This is a genomic window from Stenotrophomonas sp. DR822 (assembly GCF_019793815.1).
GTDB lineage: Bacteria > Pseudomonadota > Gammaproteobacteria > Xanthomonadales > Xanthomonadaceae > Stenotrophomonas > Stenotrophomonas indicatrix.
Genome location: NZ_CP081826.1, coordinates 283,062 through 299,846 on the forward strand (window position 1 = coordinate 283,062; position 16,785 = coordinate 299,846).

A 16,785-nucleotide genomic window follows, 5' to 3' on the forward strand; every position below is an offset into this window, starting at 1 on the left:
GCGCGTCAGAGCGCCAACACCCGCCGATAACTCAACGGCCCGCGTCCATCACGCAACCCCAACCGCAACTCCAGACCGGTAGCCGGCAGTACCTCGCCCTGGCTGGGCAGCATCGCCCAACCCACCCCGGGCTGCCACACCCGCACCTCGAAGCGCTGCACATCACGTGCCACCAGCAACCCGCGCGTCGGCTCGGGCGCAGGCAGTGGATAGTGATCGGACGGCGCACCGCTGGCACGCCACAACATGCTGCCCTGCCGCCACCAGCGAACGCGCTGCCACTGCAGCCCATCACTGCCGACGCTGCGGGTGATCTCCAGCGTGAAGCCACCATCGGGGTGGCGCTCACTGGTCAACGACGGCGGCAGCAGCCGCGCGGGTTGATCGGCCGGACGCACCGCGCCGTTCATCAGCGCATCGTCAGCGCGCATCTCGATATCGCGCTGGAACTGCTGCAACACCCGCATCGCCGTGCTGGTCTCGGCATCGGCCTGGCGCAGGCGCTGGTCCGTATTGGCCACGCTGTCCAGGGCGCGCCAGCAGATCACCGCCAGCACGCCCATGATGGTGATGGCGATCATCACCTCGATCAGGGTGAAACCGCCCGCCGCGCGTTTCATGGCGCCGCCGTCCACGGCAACTGCAGGCGCGTCAGCGATTGCTTCGGCGCATCTTCGGCCACCACGCTCAACTCCAGCTGCGGTTGCCCGTCGGTGCCACTGCCCAGGTGCTGCTGCACCAGGAAGCGGGTGCGCCCCTGCAGGCACAGCAGGCGCGCATCGCCGGGTGGCTGTGCGGACAGACGCAGCTCCTGCCAGCGGTCCTGCGCGCACAACAGGGCCAGCCGACGGTCACGCAGACGCGACTGGTCATCGGTCGCCACCGCCACCGAGCGCATCACCGCCGCCAATGCGATGGCCACGATGGCCAACGCGATCAGCACCTCGATCAACGTGAATCCGTGTTGCGTCCGCTTCACTGCATGACCTGCAATTGTCCGCTGCCATCATCACGAAGACGCAGTCGACGCCCGTCCAGCGACAACGCCAGCTCCCACGGCTCACCAATCCATTCTGGGCTCAGCTCGATGGCAGCCGTTGGTTGCACGGTGATGCCACGGGTCTGCCACTGCTGGGGGCGCAGCAGGTCATCGCGCCGCAGCTCGACCCAGCCTTCGCCGTCGCGGCGGCTGAAGCGGTAGCCCTCTGCAGTGGCCTGCCAGCGGATCGGCCGACCATCAATGCGCGCTTCATCGCGCGCGACCTGCAGGCGCTGCGCCAGCCGCTCCGATTCCTGGCGCAGCTGCCGCGCAGGGTCGAGCAGGCTGCCCAGGCCGAGGCCGATACCCGCCGTGCAGATGCCGACGATGACCAGCACCACCATCAGTTCGATCAGCGTGAAACCGCGTGGCCTGCGTTGCATTGCACATCGCTTCCCGTCCTTGCCGATACCTGCCAGCGTAGGCGCGGATGATGAAACAAAAGCGTCAGCGTCAGCTGCTAGCGTGGCCGCACGGGAACCTGGCGAAGGTGCGGAACATGGACGGCAGGCGTTGGGATCGCAATCGCACGTTGACCCTGCTGGCGGCCATGCTGCTGCTGACCGTGGCGGGATACTGGGGCATGGCCCTGTTCATGGCGCCGGCTCGCGTCGCCGCCGCCTCGGTGCCGGTCGCCGTACCCGCTGCCCCGGCCTTCGACGACGCTGCAAGCACACCGCTGGTGCGGCTGCTCTCGCCCGGCGCGGTGCAGACCGACGTGACCGTGCTGGGGGTAATGGCCGGGCAGCAGGCGCCGCTGGTGCTGCTGTCGGTGGATGGGGCGCCTGCACAGGCCTATGCACCGGGCCAGCGTCTCGGCCCATCCACGGTACTGGCAGCAATCAGCGCGAACGCGGTTGAACTGCAACAGGCAGGCCAGCCGCGCTCGCTGCCCGTGCCCGAACTGCCGCCGCTGCCCACCGATGGCATCGTTCCCGCCGTCGTGGGGCGGCACTGAACACGGCTCAGCGCGCTGGACGCTGCGGCACCACCGAACGCCCGAACGCATCGCCCATGCGCTGCCGCGTGCCCTCCAGGTTGTACTGCAGCAACTGGTTGCCGGGCTTGCGCATCAGGCGTTCGGCTTCGGGAAGGTCGGGGCGGGCGGCCGTGCCTGCTGCCGGCGCCAGCTTGCGTTGCAGGCAGTCCCAGGCGGGGATGCGCTCGCCATTGACCTGTACTTCGATGCATGGCGCTGCATCTGCCTGTTTGGCAGCCTGGTCGGCCCGCGCCCAAGGCGAAGCCAGAGCCAGAACCAACGTCAGGCAGAGGGCAGGGCGGTTTGGCGTAAGCAGAGTGGCGTGCATCCTGAATCTCCCGACGCAGCAAGCGCTTTGCAATGAAGACGTGTGCCAGGCGAAGTGTCCGCCTGCGCCTGTTTCAGCATCGTCAACAGATGACAGTGCTGTCACAAAACTGTTGGCGGTTTTGACGCGGCCTGCACGTCCTGTTGGTAGACCCACGCGCCGCTCCCTGGCCATTCCCTTCGATACGACGCGATGCCTTCGATGACTCCCGTTCCGTGCCGTGCCGTTCGCCTTCCGCTGCGCCTGCATCCCTTGCTGCTGGCCTTGGCCTCGCTGCCGTCTCCAGCGTTCGCGCAGGACGCCGCGTCAGCGTCCACGGTGAACATCAACGAGTACATCGTGCGCGGCAACACCGTGCTCGATGCGCGCCAGATCGAACGCGCGGTCGAACCGTTCCTCGGCCCCGGCAAAACGCTCGCCGATGTCGAGAAGGCGCGCGATGCAGTCAACGCGCTGTACCAGCAGGCCGGCTACCAATCGGTCTATGTGGAGCTGCCAGAGCAGCAGGTCAACGCGGGCGTGGTGCTGCTGAAGGTGCAGCAGACGCCCATTGGCCAGCTGCGCGTGGTCGGTGCCCGCCATGACTCACCCGAGCGCATCCGCGAGCGGGTGCCGTCGTTGGCTGAAGGGCGCGTGCCCGATTTCGACCAGGCACAGAGGGAACTGACGGCGCTGAACGAAGGGGGCCGCCGCCAGGTGATGCCATTGGTGCGCGAAGGCCAGGTGCCGGGCACCATGGATGTGGACCTGCAGGTGGAAGAGAAGTCACCCTGGCGTGCCAGTGCCGCGCTCAACAACGACCATAGCGCCGATACCGAGAAGCTGCGCCTGAGTGCATCGCTGGCCCACGACAACCTGTGGCGGCGCGGCCACAGTGCGAGCATCGGCGTGTTCATCGCGCCGGAAGACACCCACCAGGCAAAGGTGTTCTCCGCCTCCTACACCGTTCCCTTCGAGGGCACGCCGTGGAGTCTTGAGGCATCGGGCTACACGTCCGACAGCCGCGTACTCAATGCCGGCGGACAAGGCGGCGCAGGCACGGGCACCGGCACCAACGTGATCGGCAACGGTCATTCCATTGGTCTCAAGCTCAACTACCGCCTGCCGGGCAGCAGTGCCTGGTGGCGCCAGCTCAGCCTCGGTGTGGACTTCAAGGACACCGAAGAAGACACGCAGATGGGCATGGACAGCCTGAAGACGCCCTTGAAGTACGCACCGGTCACGCTGGCCTTCGTCGGCGTGCGCCAGGGCGAGCACGATCAGCTGAGCATCAACACGCAGCTGGTGGCGGGAACCCGGCGTCTGTTCGGTTACGGCAGCAACGCCACCGATTTCGGTCAGAAGCGCTACTGGGCCGATCCGAGTTTCGTGGCGTTCAAGGCCGATGTCTCCAACACGCACACCTTCGGCAACGACTGGCAGTGGTATGCGCGTGGCTCGCTGCAGGCGACCGATGCGCCGCTGGTTTCGGCCGAACAGTTCGCCGCCGGCGGCATGTACACCGTACGCGGCTACCTGTCGGCCGAAGCGATCGGCGACTACGGTGGCCTGGCCAACCTGGAATGGCGCACCCCGGCGTGGTCGCTGTGGAGCGGTACCGACCTGCGGCTGTACAGCTTCGCCGACGCGGCCTACCTGCGCCTGCGTCAGCCGCTGCCGGAGCAGCGCGACAAGTACAACCTGGCGTCGGTCGGGCTGGGCGCGCAGCTGCGCCTGGGCGAACACCTGCAGCTGCGCCTGGACTACGCCTGGCCCTTCGCCGATGGCCCGGTCACGCGCAAGGACGACCCGCGCCTGCATTTCAACATCAGCACCAGCTACTGACCCTTCCCTTGAGATGCGTTCTCCGGAGACCTTTTGCATGGACCGTCTGCTTTCCCGAATGTTGCTGCTGCTGGCTGCGCTGATTGCGCTGCCCGCGGCCGCGGCCGATGCCAACTGGTGGCAGGCCGAATGGAAGTACCGCAAGCCGATCACCGTCGACGCCGGCCCACAGGGCGCGGGGTTGGCCGGCAACCCCGGGCGTACGCCGCTGCTGCTGCGCCTGCATACCGGCAACTTCGGTTTTGATGGCACCCAGGAGGGTGGCAACGACCTGCGTTTCGTTTCTGCCGACGGGCGTACGGTGCTGGCCCATCAGATCGAGCAGTTCGACCCGAACCTGGGCCTGGCCCTGGTCTGGGTGGACGTTCCGGCACTGACCGCCAGCGCGCCGCAGACGATCTGGATGTACTACGGCAACGCGAAGGCACCGGCGAGCGGCAATGGCCAGCAGGTGTTCGATCCGGACTACACGCTGGTCTACCACTTTGCCGAAGCCAATGCGCCGGCGCGTGATACCACGGCCTACGGCAACACGGCCGGTGCGGTAGTGCCTGCGGCGGAAAGCACGGTGATCGGGCGTGGCGTGCAGCTGGGCGCTGGTTCACTGCCGCTGCCGGCCAGTGCTTCGCTGGCACAGGAAGCGGGTGCGCCACTTACCGTTTCTGCCTGGATCAAACCGGGCGCGCTGACCACCGCGCAGGCGATCTACGCCCGACGCGATGGCACCGCAGAGTTGGTGGTGGGCATCGACAACCGGGTGCCGTTCGTGCAGCTCAACGGTCAACGCAGCACGCCGGCGCAGCCGATTCCGGAAGGGCAGTGGGCGCATCTCGCGCTTACCGCCGAGAAGGGGTCGCTGCAGCTGTATCTGAACGGTCGCGTGGTGGCCCAGCTCAGTGGTGAGCTGCCGGCACTGACCACCGCAGCGGTGGTGGGTGCCGATGCGCCGGGCGCGGCGCAACCGCTGGCCAACTTCGATGGCGCGCTGGATGAACTGCGCATCTCACGCGTGGCACGCCCGGCGGCGCTGCTGCTGGCCGATGCCACCGCGCAGGGCGCCGATTCGCGCCTGGTCAGCTACGGTGCCGACGAGCAGTCGGCCGGGCAGAGCCACTTCGCCTTCATCCTCAAGGCGATGCCGTTCGACGCCTGGGTGGTGGTCGCCATCCTCGGCCTGATGATGCTGTTGTCCTGGGCGATCATGATCGCCAAGAGCCGTCATTTCGGCCGCACCAGCAAGGCCAATGCGGTGTTCACCGAGAGCTTCAGCAAGCTCTCCGGCGTGCCGCTGCGCACGTTGTCCGAGATGGACCGGCAGGGCAAGGTACCGACGGCGATGCACGACGGCTCGCTGTGGCGAATCTACCAGGTGGCCATCGACGAAATGCAGCAGCGTCATCAGCGCGATGGCAACTCCGGTTACCTGAGCGCGGCCACCATCGCCGCCATCCGCGCGTCGATGGATGCGGTGATGGTGCGCGAACAGGAAGCGATGGCGAGGCGCATGAACTGGCTGTCGACCACCATCGAGGGCGCACCGTATGTCGGTCTGTTCGGCACCGTGATCGGCATCATGCTGGTGTTCGTGGTGGCGGCGATGGCCGGTGCGGTGGACATCAACTCGGTGGCCCCGGGCATGGCGGCAGCGCTGCTGTGTACCGCCGCCGGCCTGGGCGTCGCGATTCCTGCGCTGTTCGGCTACAACTGGCTGGGGGCACGCGCCGAAGCGATCGGCGCCGACATGGTGGTGTTCATCGACGAGTTCGCCGCCCGCCTGGCCGAAGAGCAGGACGGGCGCGGCCCGGCCGTGGTCCAGGGCTGAGGGGCCGGCCATGGGCTACAAGGCGAAGTTCGGCATCAAGAAGCGCGAGAAGGGCATCAACGTGACGCCCTTCGTCGACGTGCTGCTGGTGGTGCTGGTGATCTTCATCCTGACCAGCAACGCCTCCATTCCCGGCATCGAGGTCAACCTGCCGAAGGCCAGCAACAGCACCGCACTGGAGAAGCCCAAGACCAAGGCGATCACCATCGACCCCAGTGGCCAGGTGTTCCTGGATGCCTACCCGGTGACGATGACCGAGCTGGAGGACCGCCTGCGTACCGAACGGGCAACCTCGCCGGATTTCCCGGTGATCGTGCGCGGTGATGCGCAGGTGCAGTACGCGCGCGTGGTCGAGGTGCTGGATCTGCTGCGCCGGCTGGAGCTGGCCCAGGTCGGGCTGGTCACCGGCAAGGCGCAGGGCTGAGGCATGGCCGGTCATCGACCACCCCTGCAGGAGCCCGGTACGCGCGGACGCCAGTTGCTGGTGACGATCGCGCTGGTGCTGGCGGCGCTGCTGGTACTGGGTGTTGCCGTGTGGTGGCTGCTGTTCAAGGACACCGCCAGCACCCGCCGGCCGGTGGTGCAACCGCCCATGTTGGCGTTGCCACCGCCACCACCACCACCACCGCCGGAAAAGCCGCCTGAGCCGGAGACGCCGCCGGAAGAGACCGTGACCGAGCCGGAACCGCTGGAGCAGCCAACGCCGGCCGAAGAACCGACGCCGACGCCGGACAACACCGACCCGGTGACCATGGACGCCGATGCACAGGCCGGTGGTGACAACTTCGGCATCCAGTCGGGCAGCGGCGGTGGCTCGTCCGGCGTTGGCCGCGGCGGTGCCGGCAACGCCAGCTATGGCCGCTACCTGGGCTATCTGATGCAGCAGGCGATTTCGCGCGATGCGCGGGTCAAGCGCCTGGCGTTCCAGCTGCAGGTGAATGTCTGGCTGGCGCCCGATGGCCGGCTGGAGAAGGTCGAGCTGGTGCGCGGCAGCGGCAACGAAGAGGCCGACGTGGCCGTGCTTGAAGCACTGCGACAGATCGGCAAGGTCGACCAGATGCCACCGGCGTCGCTGGATTTTCCCGCGCGCGTGCTGATCCAGGGGCGCCGTCCCGGCGCGTGACCGATGACTTCCGTGATTTCCCTTCTTTCGATGAGAACCGTGATGAACGACCACGACCGCGCTCGAACCGCATCCCGCCGCCCACGGCCGGCCCGACGGGCGTTGCTGTGCTGCGCCGTACTGCTCAGCCTGGCCGTGCCGGCCAGTGCGATGGCTGCCGAAACCACCATGGTCAAGTTGATCAAGGGGCTGATCGCCAGCGGCGCGCTCAAGCCCGAAGACGGCCAGGCCCTGTTGGTGCAGGCCGAAGCAGAAGCGGCGGCCGTGCAAGGCGGTACCGCCGGCAGCACAGCCAGTAGTGGCGGCGTGGCGCTGGAAGCTGGTGATGTGCGCGTGCCGTACGTGCCGCAGAGCGTGCGCGATGGCATCCGCGACGAGGTACGCCAGGACGTGATGGAGCAGGCCAAAGCCGAGGGCTGGGCCGCGCCGAACGAGGTGGCCGAGTGGACCAAGCGCATCAAGGTCAGCGGTGACATGCGTGTGCGCAGCGAATCGCGCTTCTACTCCGAGCGCAACAGCGACATTGAGACCAACTGGGCCTCGGTGAACGCAGGCAACGGCTTCGATACCAACAACAACACCAACCTGCAGCTGCCGCCGCTGCTCAACACCCGCCAGGACCGCCGCAACCTGTGGCGGATCCGCGCACGGCTGGGCATCGAAGCGACGATCGGCCAGCACACCACCGCAGGCGTGCGCCTGGCCAGCGGCAGCAGCAACGGGCCGGTGTCCACCACCGAACAGCTTGGCGGTGGCCTGGGCAAGAAGGACGTGTGGCTGGACCAGGCATGGCTGGCCTACAGCCCGGCCGACTGGGTGACGGTGCGCGGCGGACGCTTCGGCAATCCGTTCTGGACCAGCGACACGCTGTTCTCCAACGATCTGAACTTCGACGGCCTGGCGGCCAATCTCAGCTACGACCTCGCCGAGGACGTCGGCCTGTTCGGCAACCTGGCGGTGGTGCCGTTGGAGTACACCTCCGACAGCGCGCCCAGCCAGAGCCGGGTAAAGACGCCCAACGAGAACAAGTGGCTGTCCGGTGCGCAGGTGGGGGTGAACTGGCGCTTCAACGATGACAACAGCCTGCGCGCGGCACTGGGCTACTACGATTTCAAGAACATCAGCGGTCGTCTGTCGTCCCCGTGCGCGCTGTACGCCGGCGCGGTCGGTTGCGATACCGACTGGTCGCGGCCGGCGTTCATGCAGAAGGGCAACACCCTGATGCTGATCCGCGACATCGCCCGCAACCCGTTGGATCCGGCCAACACGCCCACGCCGCAGTATGTGGGCCTGGCTTCCGCCTTCCGCCTGGCGACCTTCAACCTGCGCTGGGATACACAGCTTGCGCAGGACATCGGCATGCGTCTGGATGCGGACTACATCCGCAACCTGGCCTATGACAAGCAGGCCATGTTCGCGCGGGCCAACAACGGCATCGTCAACAACTACGGTGCCGGTGGCAGTGCCAGCATCGACACCTTCCGCAGCGGCGACACCGCCTGGATGCTGCAGGCCACCTTCGGCGCCACCGAGCTGAAGGAGAAGGGCCAGTGGCAGGCCCTGCTGGGCTACAAGCGGATCGAGGCCGATGCACTGCCCGATGCCTACAACGATCCGAACTTCCACCTGGGCGGCACCAATGCGCGCGGCTACTACGTGGGCGGCGCCTATGCGCTGGACGCGCGCAGCTGGATCAGCGGCAAGTGGATGGCGGCCAAGGAAGTGTCGGGCCCGCCGTTGTCGATCGACGTGTTCCAGCTGGAGTTCAATACCGGTTTCTGATCGGACAGCGTGACCACAGTCACGACACGTGTGGCGGGGGCGCGGCAATGCGCCCGTCTAGGAAAGGAGACCACGCGTTGCACAAAGGAGGAGTGGATGAGCCGTCGCAAACTGTTCGAGAGTTCCGAGCCCGCCGCGCAGGCACTGGGCATCGGGCCGGCCTATGTCTCGGTGGAGGGGTTGCGCCAGCACCTGGCCGAATTCCTGCTGTATGCGGGGCGGCCGGTCGTCATCATGCGCGGGCGCAGCGAGGTCGGCTATTTCCTGCCGGCACGCTGCTGGCGCCAGCGCGAGGATGATCCGCTGGCTGCCGCCGCAGCCGATCAGCTGCTCGGTGCCGCCGGCTTCCAGGTCGAAGACATCCAGCAGGTCGAACAGGAGTTCAACGCCATGCGCCAGCGCACCGTGCTGCATTCGCGGCGTTGAAACCAGGGCCGCCGGGCATGGCCCGGCGTTACCTGATGGCGCCAGGCTCCTCCGGTAGCGCCGGGCCATACGCGGCGATCAGGCAGCAGCCCCGCGCTCGCTGGTGATCCGTGCACCTTCGCGCATCACCAGTGTCACCGGGGTCTTTTCCACCACGTCCAGCAACCGCTGCCACTGCGCATCACTCAGCTCGGCGGTGGCATGCAGCACGCGGTGTACATGGAAGCGTCCATCCGCATCACGTTCGGAACGCAGCTCGGCGTGGAACTCGCCCAGCTCCCAGCCCTTGCGCTGGGCGTACATGCGCAGGGTGATGGCGGTACACGCGGCCAGCGAGGCCAGGTACAGGTCGAACGGGGCGAAACCCTTGCCCTGGCCACCGAGCGAAGCGGGTTCATCGGCCGCGACATCGAAATGGCCGTTGCTGATGTGGTGCAGGTAGTTGTCGGCGGTCGAAACAATGCGTGCGTAGGCCATGGAAATCCCCGGTGGTAGGGCCGAGCCATGCTCGGTTGCAGGAAAAGGCGGCGCCAGCCGGAGCCGGAGCCGCCAAGGAATCACTCGGTACGATCGTACGAGAACTGGATGCCAGCCGTGCCACCGGTTTCGATGAAGAGATTCATGAAGGCCGGCACGGTCTCCGCCCGTACCCAGTCGCGCTGCAGTTCGCAGAACAGCTGCGTCACGCTGATCAACTGGCCGCCGGCCTGTTCGATGCGGCGCAGCGCGGCATCATGCGCGGCCAGCGACGTGCCGCCTACTGCATCGACCACCACGTAGACCTCATAGCCTTCCTTCAGTGCATCCAGCGCGGGGAAGGTCAGGCAGGCTTCGGTCCACAGCGCGGTCATGATCAGTTTCCTGCGGCCGGTGGCCTCCACCGCCTTGCGGAACTCGACATCTTCCCAGGAGTTGATGGTGGTGCGGTCGTAGGTCGGGCAGTCGCCCAGCACCTTGCGCAGCTGCGCGATCGGCGGCTTGTTCAGGCCGGTCTGCACGTTCACGGTCGAATGCACGATCGGCAGGCCATAGGCGACCGCCGCCTTGGCAGTGCCGACGATGTTGTTGACCAGCAGCTGGCGGTCCATCGAGGCGATGGAGTTCACCTGTACCGGCTGGTAGTCGATGATGATGAAGGCGGAATTCTGCGGGGTCAGCAGGTGGTCGCTGACGGGGTCACGGATCGGTTCACTGGCCATGGGGGGTGTCCTGGTCGGGGTTGGCTTGCGGTGGTGCCGGCGGCGTGCCGGCAGGCGGAAATCGCCGTGGATGCAGTGGCTCAGCTACGCTGCGAATCCAGCGGCTCGTGGTTCTTCTGCACGTCCTGCGCTTTCTGGTAGCTCTCGATCAGCAGCTGGTAGTTGGGGAAGATCTGCGTGTAGATCGCGGCCCAGTGCTGGGCGTCCTCGCGGTTCCAGGTGCGCTGGATTTCCGAGGCGACCGCAGCGGTATCCATCGGCACCACACCGGCCTGCACCACGCGCGCCAGGGTGATTTCCTCGGCCATCTTCGAATAGGTGCCGGAGGCATCGACCACCGCGAACACCTGGTAGCCGTCGGCGACGGCGGCAATGGAAGGGAAGGCCATGCAGACGCTGGTGATGGTGCCGGCAATGATCAGCTGGCTGCGGCCGGTGGCCTTCACCGCGGCGACGAATTCGGGGTTGTCCCAGGCGTTGATCTCGCCCCGTCGCGCTACGTATTGCGCATGCGGTGCGGCGTCATGGATCTCCGGAATCAGCGGGCCGTTCGGCCCCTGCGGTACCGACGCGGTGGTGATCACCGGCATCTTCGCCAGCGTGGCCGTCTTCGCCAGGGCGGTGGCGTGCGCGCGTACCGAAGTGAACGGCATGTCACCGATGGTCTGGAACAGACCACTCTGGTGGTCGATCAGCAGCATCGCGGCGTTGTCCGGGTCGATCACCGGGCGGGCGCCGTTGAAGTTGGCGGGGGTACTCATGGTCAGTCTCCTGGGCAGGGGGCGAAGGCCCGGAATGCGGCGGGCGGTTGCCCGCCGCAATGCAGTGGATCAGTGCGCGATCTGGCCGAAGCGGCCGCCGTTGAAATCGTTGACGGCCTGGCTGATCTCGGCCTGGGTGTTCATCACGAACGGGCCATAACCCACCACCGGCTCGTCGATGGGTTCGCCGCTGAGCAGCAGCACGGTGGCGTCGCTGTCGGCGTCGATGAACACGTCTTCGCCGCTGCGGTCGAAGGTCACCAGCTGTGCTTCGCCGACTGCCTGGCCACCGTTGATCCGCACCGTGCCCTTCAACACGACCAGCGCCAGGGTTCGGCCGTCGGCCACCGGCAGCTCGGCGTGCTGGCCCTGCAGCAGGCGGATGTCCCACACGTCCATCGGGGTATGCGTGCGGGCCGGGCCGGCATGGCCATCGAATGTCCCGGCGATGACGCGTACGCGGCCGGCACCGTCGGGCAAGGCCACTGAAGGAATCTGCGCATCGAGCAGGGTCTGGTAGCCCGGTGCGCCCATCTTGTCCTTGGCGGGCAGGTTCACCCACAGCTGCACCATGTCCAGGGTGCCGCCGCGCTTGCTGAATTCCGGCGTGTGGAATTCCTCGTGGAGGATGCCGGAGGCAGCGGTCATCCACTGCACGTCACCCGGGCCGATGGTGCCACCGGCACCCGTCGAGTCGCGATGGGCCACCTCGCCTTCGTACACGATGGTGACCGTCTCGAAGCCGCGATGCGGATGCTGGCCGACCCCGCGCGGGGTCTCGCTGGGCGGGAAACTGTACGGCCCGGCGTAGTCCAGCAGCAGGAACGGGCTCAGGTGTTGGCCGTGGGTGTTGTAGGAGAACATCGAGCGGGCGGGGAAGCCGTCGCCCACCCAGTGCGGGCGGGGGGCGCTGTAGGTACCGGTGACACGCTTCATGGCGATCTCCTGACCGGGGCAACCGGTCGCTGTTGTTCGTTGCGGAGACGATATCGGCGTGACAATGGCCTCGGTAGTCGGCAGAATTTGCCGTCATAGTCCTGTTTTGTGAACGATGCAGGCCCAGCAAGGGCCGCAGGAGATCGTCCCGTGTTCATCGCCGACATCCGCCGCTGCGATCTGAACGACCTGTTCTACTTCGCCATGGTGGTCGAGCATGGCGGCTTCTCGCAGGCCGGGCGCGCACTGGCCATGCCCAAGTCCAAGCTCAGCCGCCGCATCGCCCTGCTGGAGGAACGGCTGGGTGTCCGCCTGATCCAACGTTCGACCCGCCGCTTCTCGGTCACCGAGATCGGCCAGGACTACTACCGGCACTGCAAGGCGATGCTGGTGGAGGCCGAAGCGGCCGAGGAGGCCATCGCGCTGTCGCGTGCCGAGCCACGGGGCACCCTGCGGCTGGCCTGTCCGATCGCACTGCTGCACGCGCGCATTGGCGCCATGCTGGCTGACTTCCTGGCCCTGCATCCGCAGGTGACCCTGCAGCTGGATGCCACCAACCGGCGCGTGGACGTGGTGGGCGAGGGCGTGGATGTGGCCATCCGCGTGCGCCCGCCACCGCTGGAGGACAGCGATCTGGTGGTGCGCGTGCTGGCCCGCCGCATCTGGTGTACCGCTGCCAGCCCGGCCTTGCTCAAGCGCTTGGGTACGCCGAAAGTGCCGGCTGATCTGGCGATGATGCCGACCGTGGACCTGGCATCGCCTGCCCAGGTGCATGCCTGGGAATACGCCGGGCCTGAGCAGGTGCAGGCCAGCGTGCACCACCGCCCGCGGCTGGTCAGCGATGACATGATCGCCCTGCGCAGTGCGGCGGTGGCGGGTGTCGGCGTGCTGATGCTGCCGCGGATGATGATCACCGACGAACTGGCCAGCGGCACGCTGGTGCCGATCCTGCCGCAGTGGCAGCCCAGGCATGGCATCGTGCATGCGGTGTTCCCGTCGCGGCGCGGCCTGCTGCCGGCGGTACGCGCGTTGATCGATTACCTGGCCGAGCGCTTCGAGGCGCTGGAGGAGCCGTAGATCCAGGCCGGCGGAGGGCAGGCGCCCCCAGGGTGGTCCATTAATCCCCAATTTGGCCAAATTGGGTATAGTGGCCGCATATGCTTCCGCTGGAGCCGTGCCATGACCCTCCCGCTCGACCTGCCCGGCCTCGACAAGGCCCCGGCCTCCTCGGTCAAGACCCGTGGCTGGCCCAGCTTGATGCGTACCGTGCGCGAGAAGCAGGCGCTGGTCATCACCAACCACAATCACCCCGAGGCGGTGATCGTGGACATCAAGACCTACCAGGAGCTGTTGGCCAGGGCCAGCGGCAGCGACACCGAAGAGCGCAGCGACGTACTCTCGCGCCTGCGCAGCGAGTTCGACCAGGCGCTGGCCGGGCTGCAGCAGGGTGAGGGGCTGGGCAAGGTGATGGGCAAGCCGATCCGCCGCGGCCACAAGGTCGCGCTCGGCCGTCCGCTCTGAATCATGGGGCGGATCCTGGCGTTGGCCGGCGTCAATGGCGCCGGCAAGAGTTCGCTGCTCGGCACCTGGCTGGAGGCCGACGGCCTGGGCTGGTACAACCCGGACAGCTTCACCCGGCGCCTGGTGGAGGCGGGCTGGCCGTTGGCCGACGCCAACGCCGAAGCGTGGCAGGAGGGCGCACGACGACTGCGCCAGGCGATCGCCGACGGCAGTGACTTCGCCTTTGAAACCACCCTGGGCGGCAACACCATTCCGCGCCTGTTGCGCGAGGCCTGCAGCCAGCATGACGTGGCGATCTGGTTCTGCGGGTTGGCCACCGTCGAACTGCATGTTGCCCGCGTGGCAGCCCGCGTTGCTGGCGGTGGCCACGACATCCCGCAGGACAAGATCCGCGCACGCTTCGATTCCGCGCGCGAGAACCTGTTGGCATTGATGCCGCACCTGGCCGAACTGCATGTGTATGACAACAGCGCGCCGGCCGATCGCTATGGGCGTGTTGCCCCCTTGCCGGTGCTGGCGCTGGATCGCCAGGGCCTGCAGTATCCGGTGTCGGTGGTGGAGCTGCTGCACACCCCGGACTGGGCCAAGCCCATCGTCATGCGCGCGATGGAACTGCATGCCGACAGTACGCCGCTTGCCGGCCCGCCTGTGCGATGATCCGAGCCCGCAGATTCATTGATCGAGGAACACGGATGTACGAGCGGAAGCACTGGCAGGCCACTGGCCTGCGCGCGCTGGTGGCGGCCATGGCATTGACGGTGGCGGCACCGCTGCTGGCCCAGGATGCAACGCCGGCCGATGCCAAGGTCGAGGCGCCGAACGAGCCGATGAGCTACGACAAGGCACGCCGCACCGCCGAGGCATCGCTGCGCCTGCACCCAGGCACCGACAGCCAGTACGACTACCGCCCGCTGTGGGCCGGCAATGCCGACCTCGATGGCGACGGCCGCCCGGAGATCATCTATCTCTACACCGCGACCCAGACCGGCAGCGCGATGCAGCTCAACGAACTGGTGGTGATGACCCCGCTGGCCGAAGGCGATGCACGGGGCCAGGCCACGTCACCCGGCAAATCCGCCTATGACGACGAAACCTACGCGTTGATCCGCGCCTCGGGCTACGCCGATGACGCCAGCGTGCATATCCCCGGCGAAATGGAAACGATCACCATGGACGGTGACCGCATCCGCGTGACCTTCAACAGCACCCGCAGTTCGAAGCTGTGCGTGCGAGGCAAGGTGGCCTGCCCGCCGGAAGGTCAGCATGCCTGGGTGTACCGCTGGACCCCGGGCAAGCTGACCCGCGCCGAGTAGTCCTGCGCTGACGGCAGCGCCAGGCAATGCCTGGCGCCACCGCAGCCACTCAGGCCGGGGTCACCTGTTCCGGTTCGGCCACGTCCGGCAACGGCGGCAGGGCGCGGTCCACCGTGACCGGTGCATCGCTCTTCAACAGCGCGGCCGCCTCCTTGTCGCAGCCCACGGCCGGCGGCGAACCACGCAGCGGCAGGCCGGCGGTCTCCTTCACGAAGATCATCGTGATCAGGCCGATCACCGCCGCGCCCATCAGGTAGTAGGCCGGTACCAGCGGATCGCCCGTGCGTTCCACCAGCCAGGCGGTCACCAGCGGCGTTGTGCCACCGAACAGCGATACCGAGACGTTGAAGGCGATCGACAGCGCGCTGTAGCGCACCGGCGTATAGAACAGCGCCGGCAGCGTGGACGGCATCGAACTGGTGAAGCACACCAGCGCCAGGCCCAGCAGCATCAGGCCAAGGAAGATCAGCCCGTCGTTGCCGCTGCCCACCAGCAGCAGGCTCGGTACCGCCAGCACCAGCAGCGCGATGCAGGCGCCGATGATCATCGGCCGCCGGCCCAGCTTGTCGCTGAAAAGGCCGCCGACGATGTTCAACGGCATCATCACCAGCATCACGATGATGATCAGCAGCAGGCCCTTGCTCTCCGCATATCCCATGGTCACGCTCAGGTAGCTGGGCATGTAGGTCAGCAGCATGTAGTCGGTCACGTTGAACACCAGCACCAGGCCCATGCAGACGATCAGCTGGCGGCCGTGCACGCGGAACAGGTCGACCAGGCCGGGGCGCTCATGGTCGCGCTTCTCGGCCTCTTCGGCGAACGCGCGGAACGCTGGCGTTTCCTCCAGCCGCATGCGCATGTACAGGCCCAGCAGGCCGAGTGGGCCGGCCACCAGGAACGGAATGCGCCAGCCCCAGTCCAGCATCTGCTCGCTGCTCAACAGCATGTGCAGTGCAGTCACCGTACCGGCACCGGCGATATAGCCGCCCAGCGTGCCGAACTCCAGCCAGCTGCCCATCAGGCCGCGGTTGCGGTCGGTGGAGTACTCGGCGATGAAGGTCGCCGCGCCGCCGTACTCGCCGCCGGTGGAAAAGCCCTGCACCACGCGGGCGAGCAGCAACAGCACCGGCGCCCAGATGCCGATGCGTTCATAGGAGGGAATCAGGCCGATGGCGAACGTACCCAAGGCCATCATGATCATGGTGAAGGCCAGTACCTTCTGGCGCCCGTAGCGGTCGCCCAGGGGCCCGAAGACCATGCCGCCCAGCGGGCGTACCAGGAAGGCCACCGTGAACGTGGCGAACGCGGCGATCACCTGCGCGGTGGGGTTGCTGGACGGGAAGAACACCTGGCCGATGGTGACGGCAAGATAGCCATAGACACCGAAGTCGAACCATTCCATCGCATTGCCCAGTGCAGCGGCGCCGACGGCGCGCTTGAGCATGGGTTTGTCGACAACGGTGATCTCGTCGACCTTCAGATGGCGGCGGCGTTTGAACCAGCCGAAATGGGCATGGGCATCGGAGTTGTCCTGCATGGGGACTCCCTTGGAAGAATGGAAATGGCGTTGGAATGGGCGGTACGAATGTCCCGGAATTCGGAAACGGCGATGCTGGCGCAGCAGGCGCAGGGGCATCGGATGGAAGACCCGGAAGGGGCGAAAGGCGTGTGCGATGAAACGCCGCGCACGCAACACGCATTGCCCGCTGCCAGAACGCAGAGCGACATGCCG

The 16,785-nt window shown here is 66.9% G+C and carries 20 protein-coding genes; 11 read left to right on the forward strand and 9 right to left on the reverse strand.

The features are described from left to right. Positions 1-5: 5 nt before the first annotated feature. From K5K93_RS01360 to gspH, 3 genes are read right to left on the reverse strand one after another with little or no spacing between them, the layout of a single operon-like run. Positions 6-620 (reverse strand): prepilin-type N-terminal cleavage/methylation domain-containing protein, encoded by a 615-nt coding sequence (locus K5K93_RS01360; protein ID WP_222389321.1) that lies wholly within the window; start codon positions 618-620, stop codon positions 6-8. Continuing rightward, a complete protein-coding gene (gene gspI / locus K5K93_RS01365; protein ID WP_222389323.1) occupies positions 617-979 on the reverse strand; it encodes a type II secretion system minor pseudopilin GspI in 363 nt (120 codons plus the stop codon). Before gspI ends, K5K93_RS01360 begins: the two co-directional genes overlap by 4 nt. Then, positions 976-1,422 carry a type II secretion system minor pseudopilin GspH gene (gspH, locus tag K5K93_RS01370; RefSeq protein WP_222389326.1) on the reverse strand — a complete coding sequence of 149 codons (447 nt, stop codon included), beginning with the start codon at positions 1,420-1,422 and terminating at the stop codon, positions 976-978. Before gspH ends, gspI begins: the two co-directional genes overlap by 4 nt. Before the next feature lie 116 nt (positions 1,423-1,538). Here gspH and K5K93_RS01375 point away from each other — a divergent pair, with 116 nt between their 5' ends. Beyond that, positions 1,539-1,997, forward strand: a complete 459-nt coding sequence (locus K5K93_RS01375) for a general secretion pathway protein (protein ID WP_222389329.1) — start codon at positions 1,539-1,541, stop codon at positions 1,995-1,997. Positions 1,998-2,004: 7 nt separating this feature from the next. On the opposite strand, the gene K5K93_RS01380 is transcribed toward K5K93_RS01375, so the two are convergent. Next, on the reverse strand, positions 2,005-2,346 hold the full coding sequence (locus tag K5K93_RS01380; protein ID WP_059064320.1) for a hypothetical protein: 342 nt from the start codon (positions 2,344-2,346) through the stop codon (positions 2,005-2,007). A 201-nt stretch (positions 2,347-2,547) separates the two neighbouring features. On the opposite strand from K5K93_RS01380, the gene K5K93_RS01385 reads away from it, so the two are divergent. The 6 genes from K5K93_RS01385 to K5K93_RS01410 all read left to right on the forward strand — a co-directional run bounded on the left by K5K93_RS01385 (position 2,548) and on the right by K5K93_RS01410 (position 9,323). Next, positions 2,548-4,170, forward strand: a complete 1,623-nt coding sequence (locus tag K5K93_RS01385; protein WP_222389331.1) for a ShlB/FhaC/HecB family hemolysin secretion/activation protein — start codon at positions 2,548-2,550, stop codon at positions 4,168-4,170. 37 nt (positions 4,171-4,207) lie between these two features. Then, positions 4,208-5,992, forward strand: coding sequence for a MotA/TolQ/ExbB proton channel family protein (locus K5K93_RS01390; RefSeq protein ID WP_222389333.1), 1,785 nt, complete (start codon positions 4,208-4,210; stop codon positions 5,990-5,992). A 10-nt stretch (positions 5,993-6,002) separates the two neighbouring features. After that, positions 6,003-6,416 (forward strand): biopolymer transporter ExbD, encoded by a 414-nt coding sequence (locus K5K93_RS01395; RefSeq protein WP_025874382.1) that lies wholly within the window; start codon positions 6,003-6,005, stop codon positions 6,414-6,416. A 3-nt stretch (positions 6,417-6,419) separates the two neighbouring features. Beyond that, positions 6,420-7,115: a cell envelope integrity protein TolA gene (locus tag K5K93_RS01400; RefSeq protein ID WP_222389337.1), complete on the forward strand. Its 696-nt coding sequence runs from the start codon at positions 6,420-6,422 to the stop codon at positions 7,113-7,115. A 42-nt stretch (positions 7,116-7,157) separates the two neighbouring features. Beyond that, positions 7,158-8,897: a putative porin gene (locus K5K93_RS01405; RefSeq protein ID WP_222389339.1), complete on the forward strand. Its 1,740-nt coding sequence runs from the start codon at positions 7,158-7,160 to the stop codon at positions 8,895-8,897. 96 nt (positions 8,898-8,993) lie between these two features. Continuing rightward, positions 8,994-9,323, forward strand: a complete 330-nt coding sequence (locus K5K93_RS01410) for a hypothetical protein (protein WP_099842624.1) — start codon at positions 8,994-8,996, stop codon at positions 9,321-9,323. Positions 9,324-9,401: 78 nt separating this feature from the next. Here K5K93_RS01410 and K5K93_RS01415 read toward each other — a convergent pair whose 3' ends face one another. The 4 genes from K5K93_RS01415 to K5K93_RS01430 all read right to left on the reverse strand — a co-directional run bounded on the left by K5K93_RS01415 (position 9,402) and on the right by K5K93_RS01430 (position 12,219). After that, positions 9,402-9,800 (reverse strand): OsmC family protein, encoded by a 399-nt coding sequence (locus K5K93_RS01415; protein WP_222389341.1) that lies wholly within the window; start codon positions 9,798-9,800, stop codon positions 9,402-9,404. Positions 9,801-9,880: 80 nt separating this feature from the next. After that, positions 9,881-10,522, reverse strand: a complete 642-nt coding sequence (locus tag K5K93_RS01420) for a hydrolase (RefSeq protein ID WP_093818475.1) — start codon at positions 10,520-10,522, stop codon at positions 9,881-9,883. Between the two features lie 80 nt (positions 10,523-10,602). Next, on the reverse strand, positions 10,603-11,283 hold the full coding sequence (locus tag K5K93_RS01425; RefSeq protein WP_222389342.1) for a hydrolase: 681 nt from the start codon (positions 11,281-11,283) through the stop codon (positions 10,603-10,605). A 69-nt stretch (positions 11,284-11,352) separates the two neighbouring features. Continuing rightward, positions 11,353-12,219 carry a pirin family protein gene (locus K5K93_RS01430; protein ID WP_134832649.1) on the reverse strand — a complete coding sequence of 289 codons (867 nt, stop codon included), beginning with the start codon at positions 12,217-12,219 and terminating at the stop codon, positions 11,353-11,355. A gap of 150 nt (positions 12,220-12,369) precedes the next feature. On the opposite strand from K5K93_RS01430, the gene K5K93_RS01435 reads away from it, so the two are divergent. The 4 genes from K5K93_RS01435 to K5K93_RS01450 all read left to right on the forward strand — a co-directional run bounded on the left by K5K93_RS01435 (position 12,370) and on the right by K5K93_RS01450 (position 15,053). Further along, positions 12,370-13,296 carry a LysR family transcriptional regulator gene (locus tag K5K93_RS01435; RefSeq protein ID WP_222389345.1) on the forward strand — a complete coding sequence of 309 codons (927 nt, stop codon included), beginning with the start codon at positions 12,370-12,372 and terminating at the stop codon, positions 13,294-13,296. A gap of 102 nt (positions 13,297-13,398) precedes the next feature. Further along, positions 13,399-13,740 (forward strand): type II toxin-antitoxin system prevent-host-death family antitoxin, encoded by a 342-nt coding sequence (locus tag K5K93_RS01440; RefSeq protein ID WP_093818471.1) that lies wholly within the window; start codon positions 13,399-13,401, stop codon positions 13,738-13,740. Between the two features lie 3 nt (positions 13,741-13,743). Continuing rightward, complete coding sequence (locus K5K93_RS01445; protein WP_025874397.1) at positions 13,744-14,397, forward strand: hypothetical protein; 654 nt, start codon at positions 13,744-13,746, stop codon at positions 14,395-14,397. Between the two features lie 35 nt (positions 14,398-14,432). Further along, the gene (locus K5K93_RS01450; RefSeq protein ID WP_222389350.1) at positions 14,433-15,053 is read left to right on the forward strand and encodes a hypothetical protein; all 621 of its coding nucleotides are present in this window, start codon (positions 14,433-14,435) and stop codon (positions 15,051-15,053) included. A 49-nt stretch (positions 15,054-15,102) separates the two neighbouring features. On the opposite strand, the gene proP is transcribed toward K5K93_RS01450, so the two are convergent. Then, positions 15,103-16,590: a glycine betaine/L-proline transporter ProP gene (gene proP / locus K5K93_RS01455; protein WP_025874399.1), complete on the reverse strand. Its 1,488-nt coding sequence runs from the start codon at positions 16,588-16,590 to the stop codon at positions 15,103-15,105. Positions 16,591-16,785: the final 195 nt, after the last annotated feature.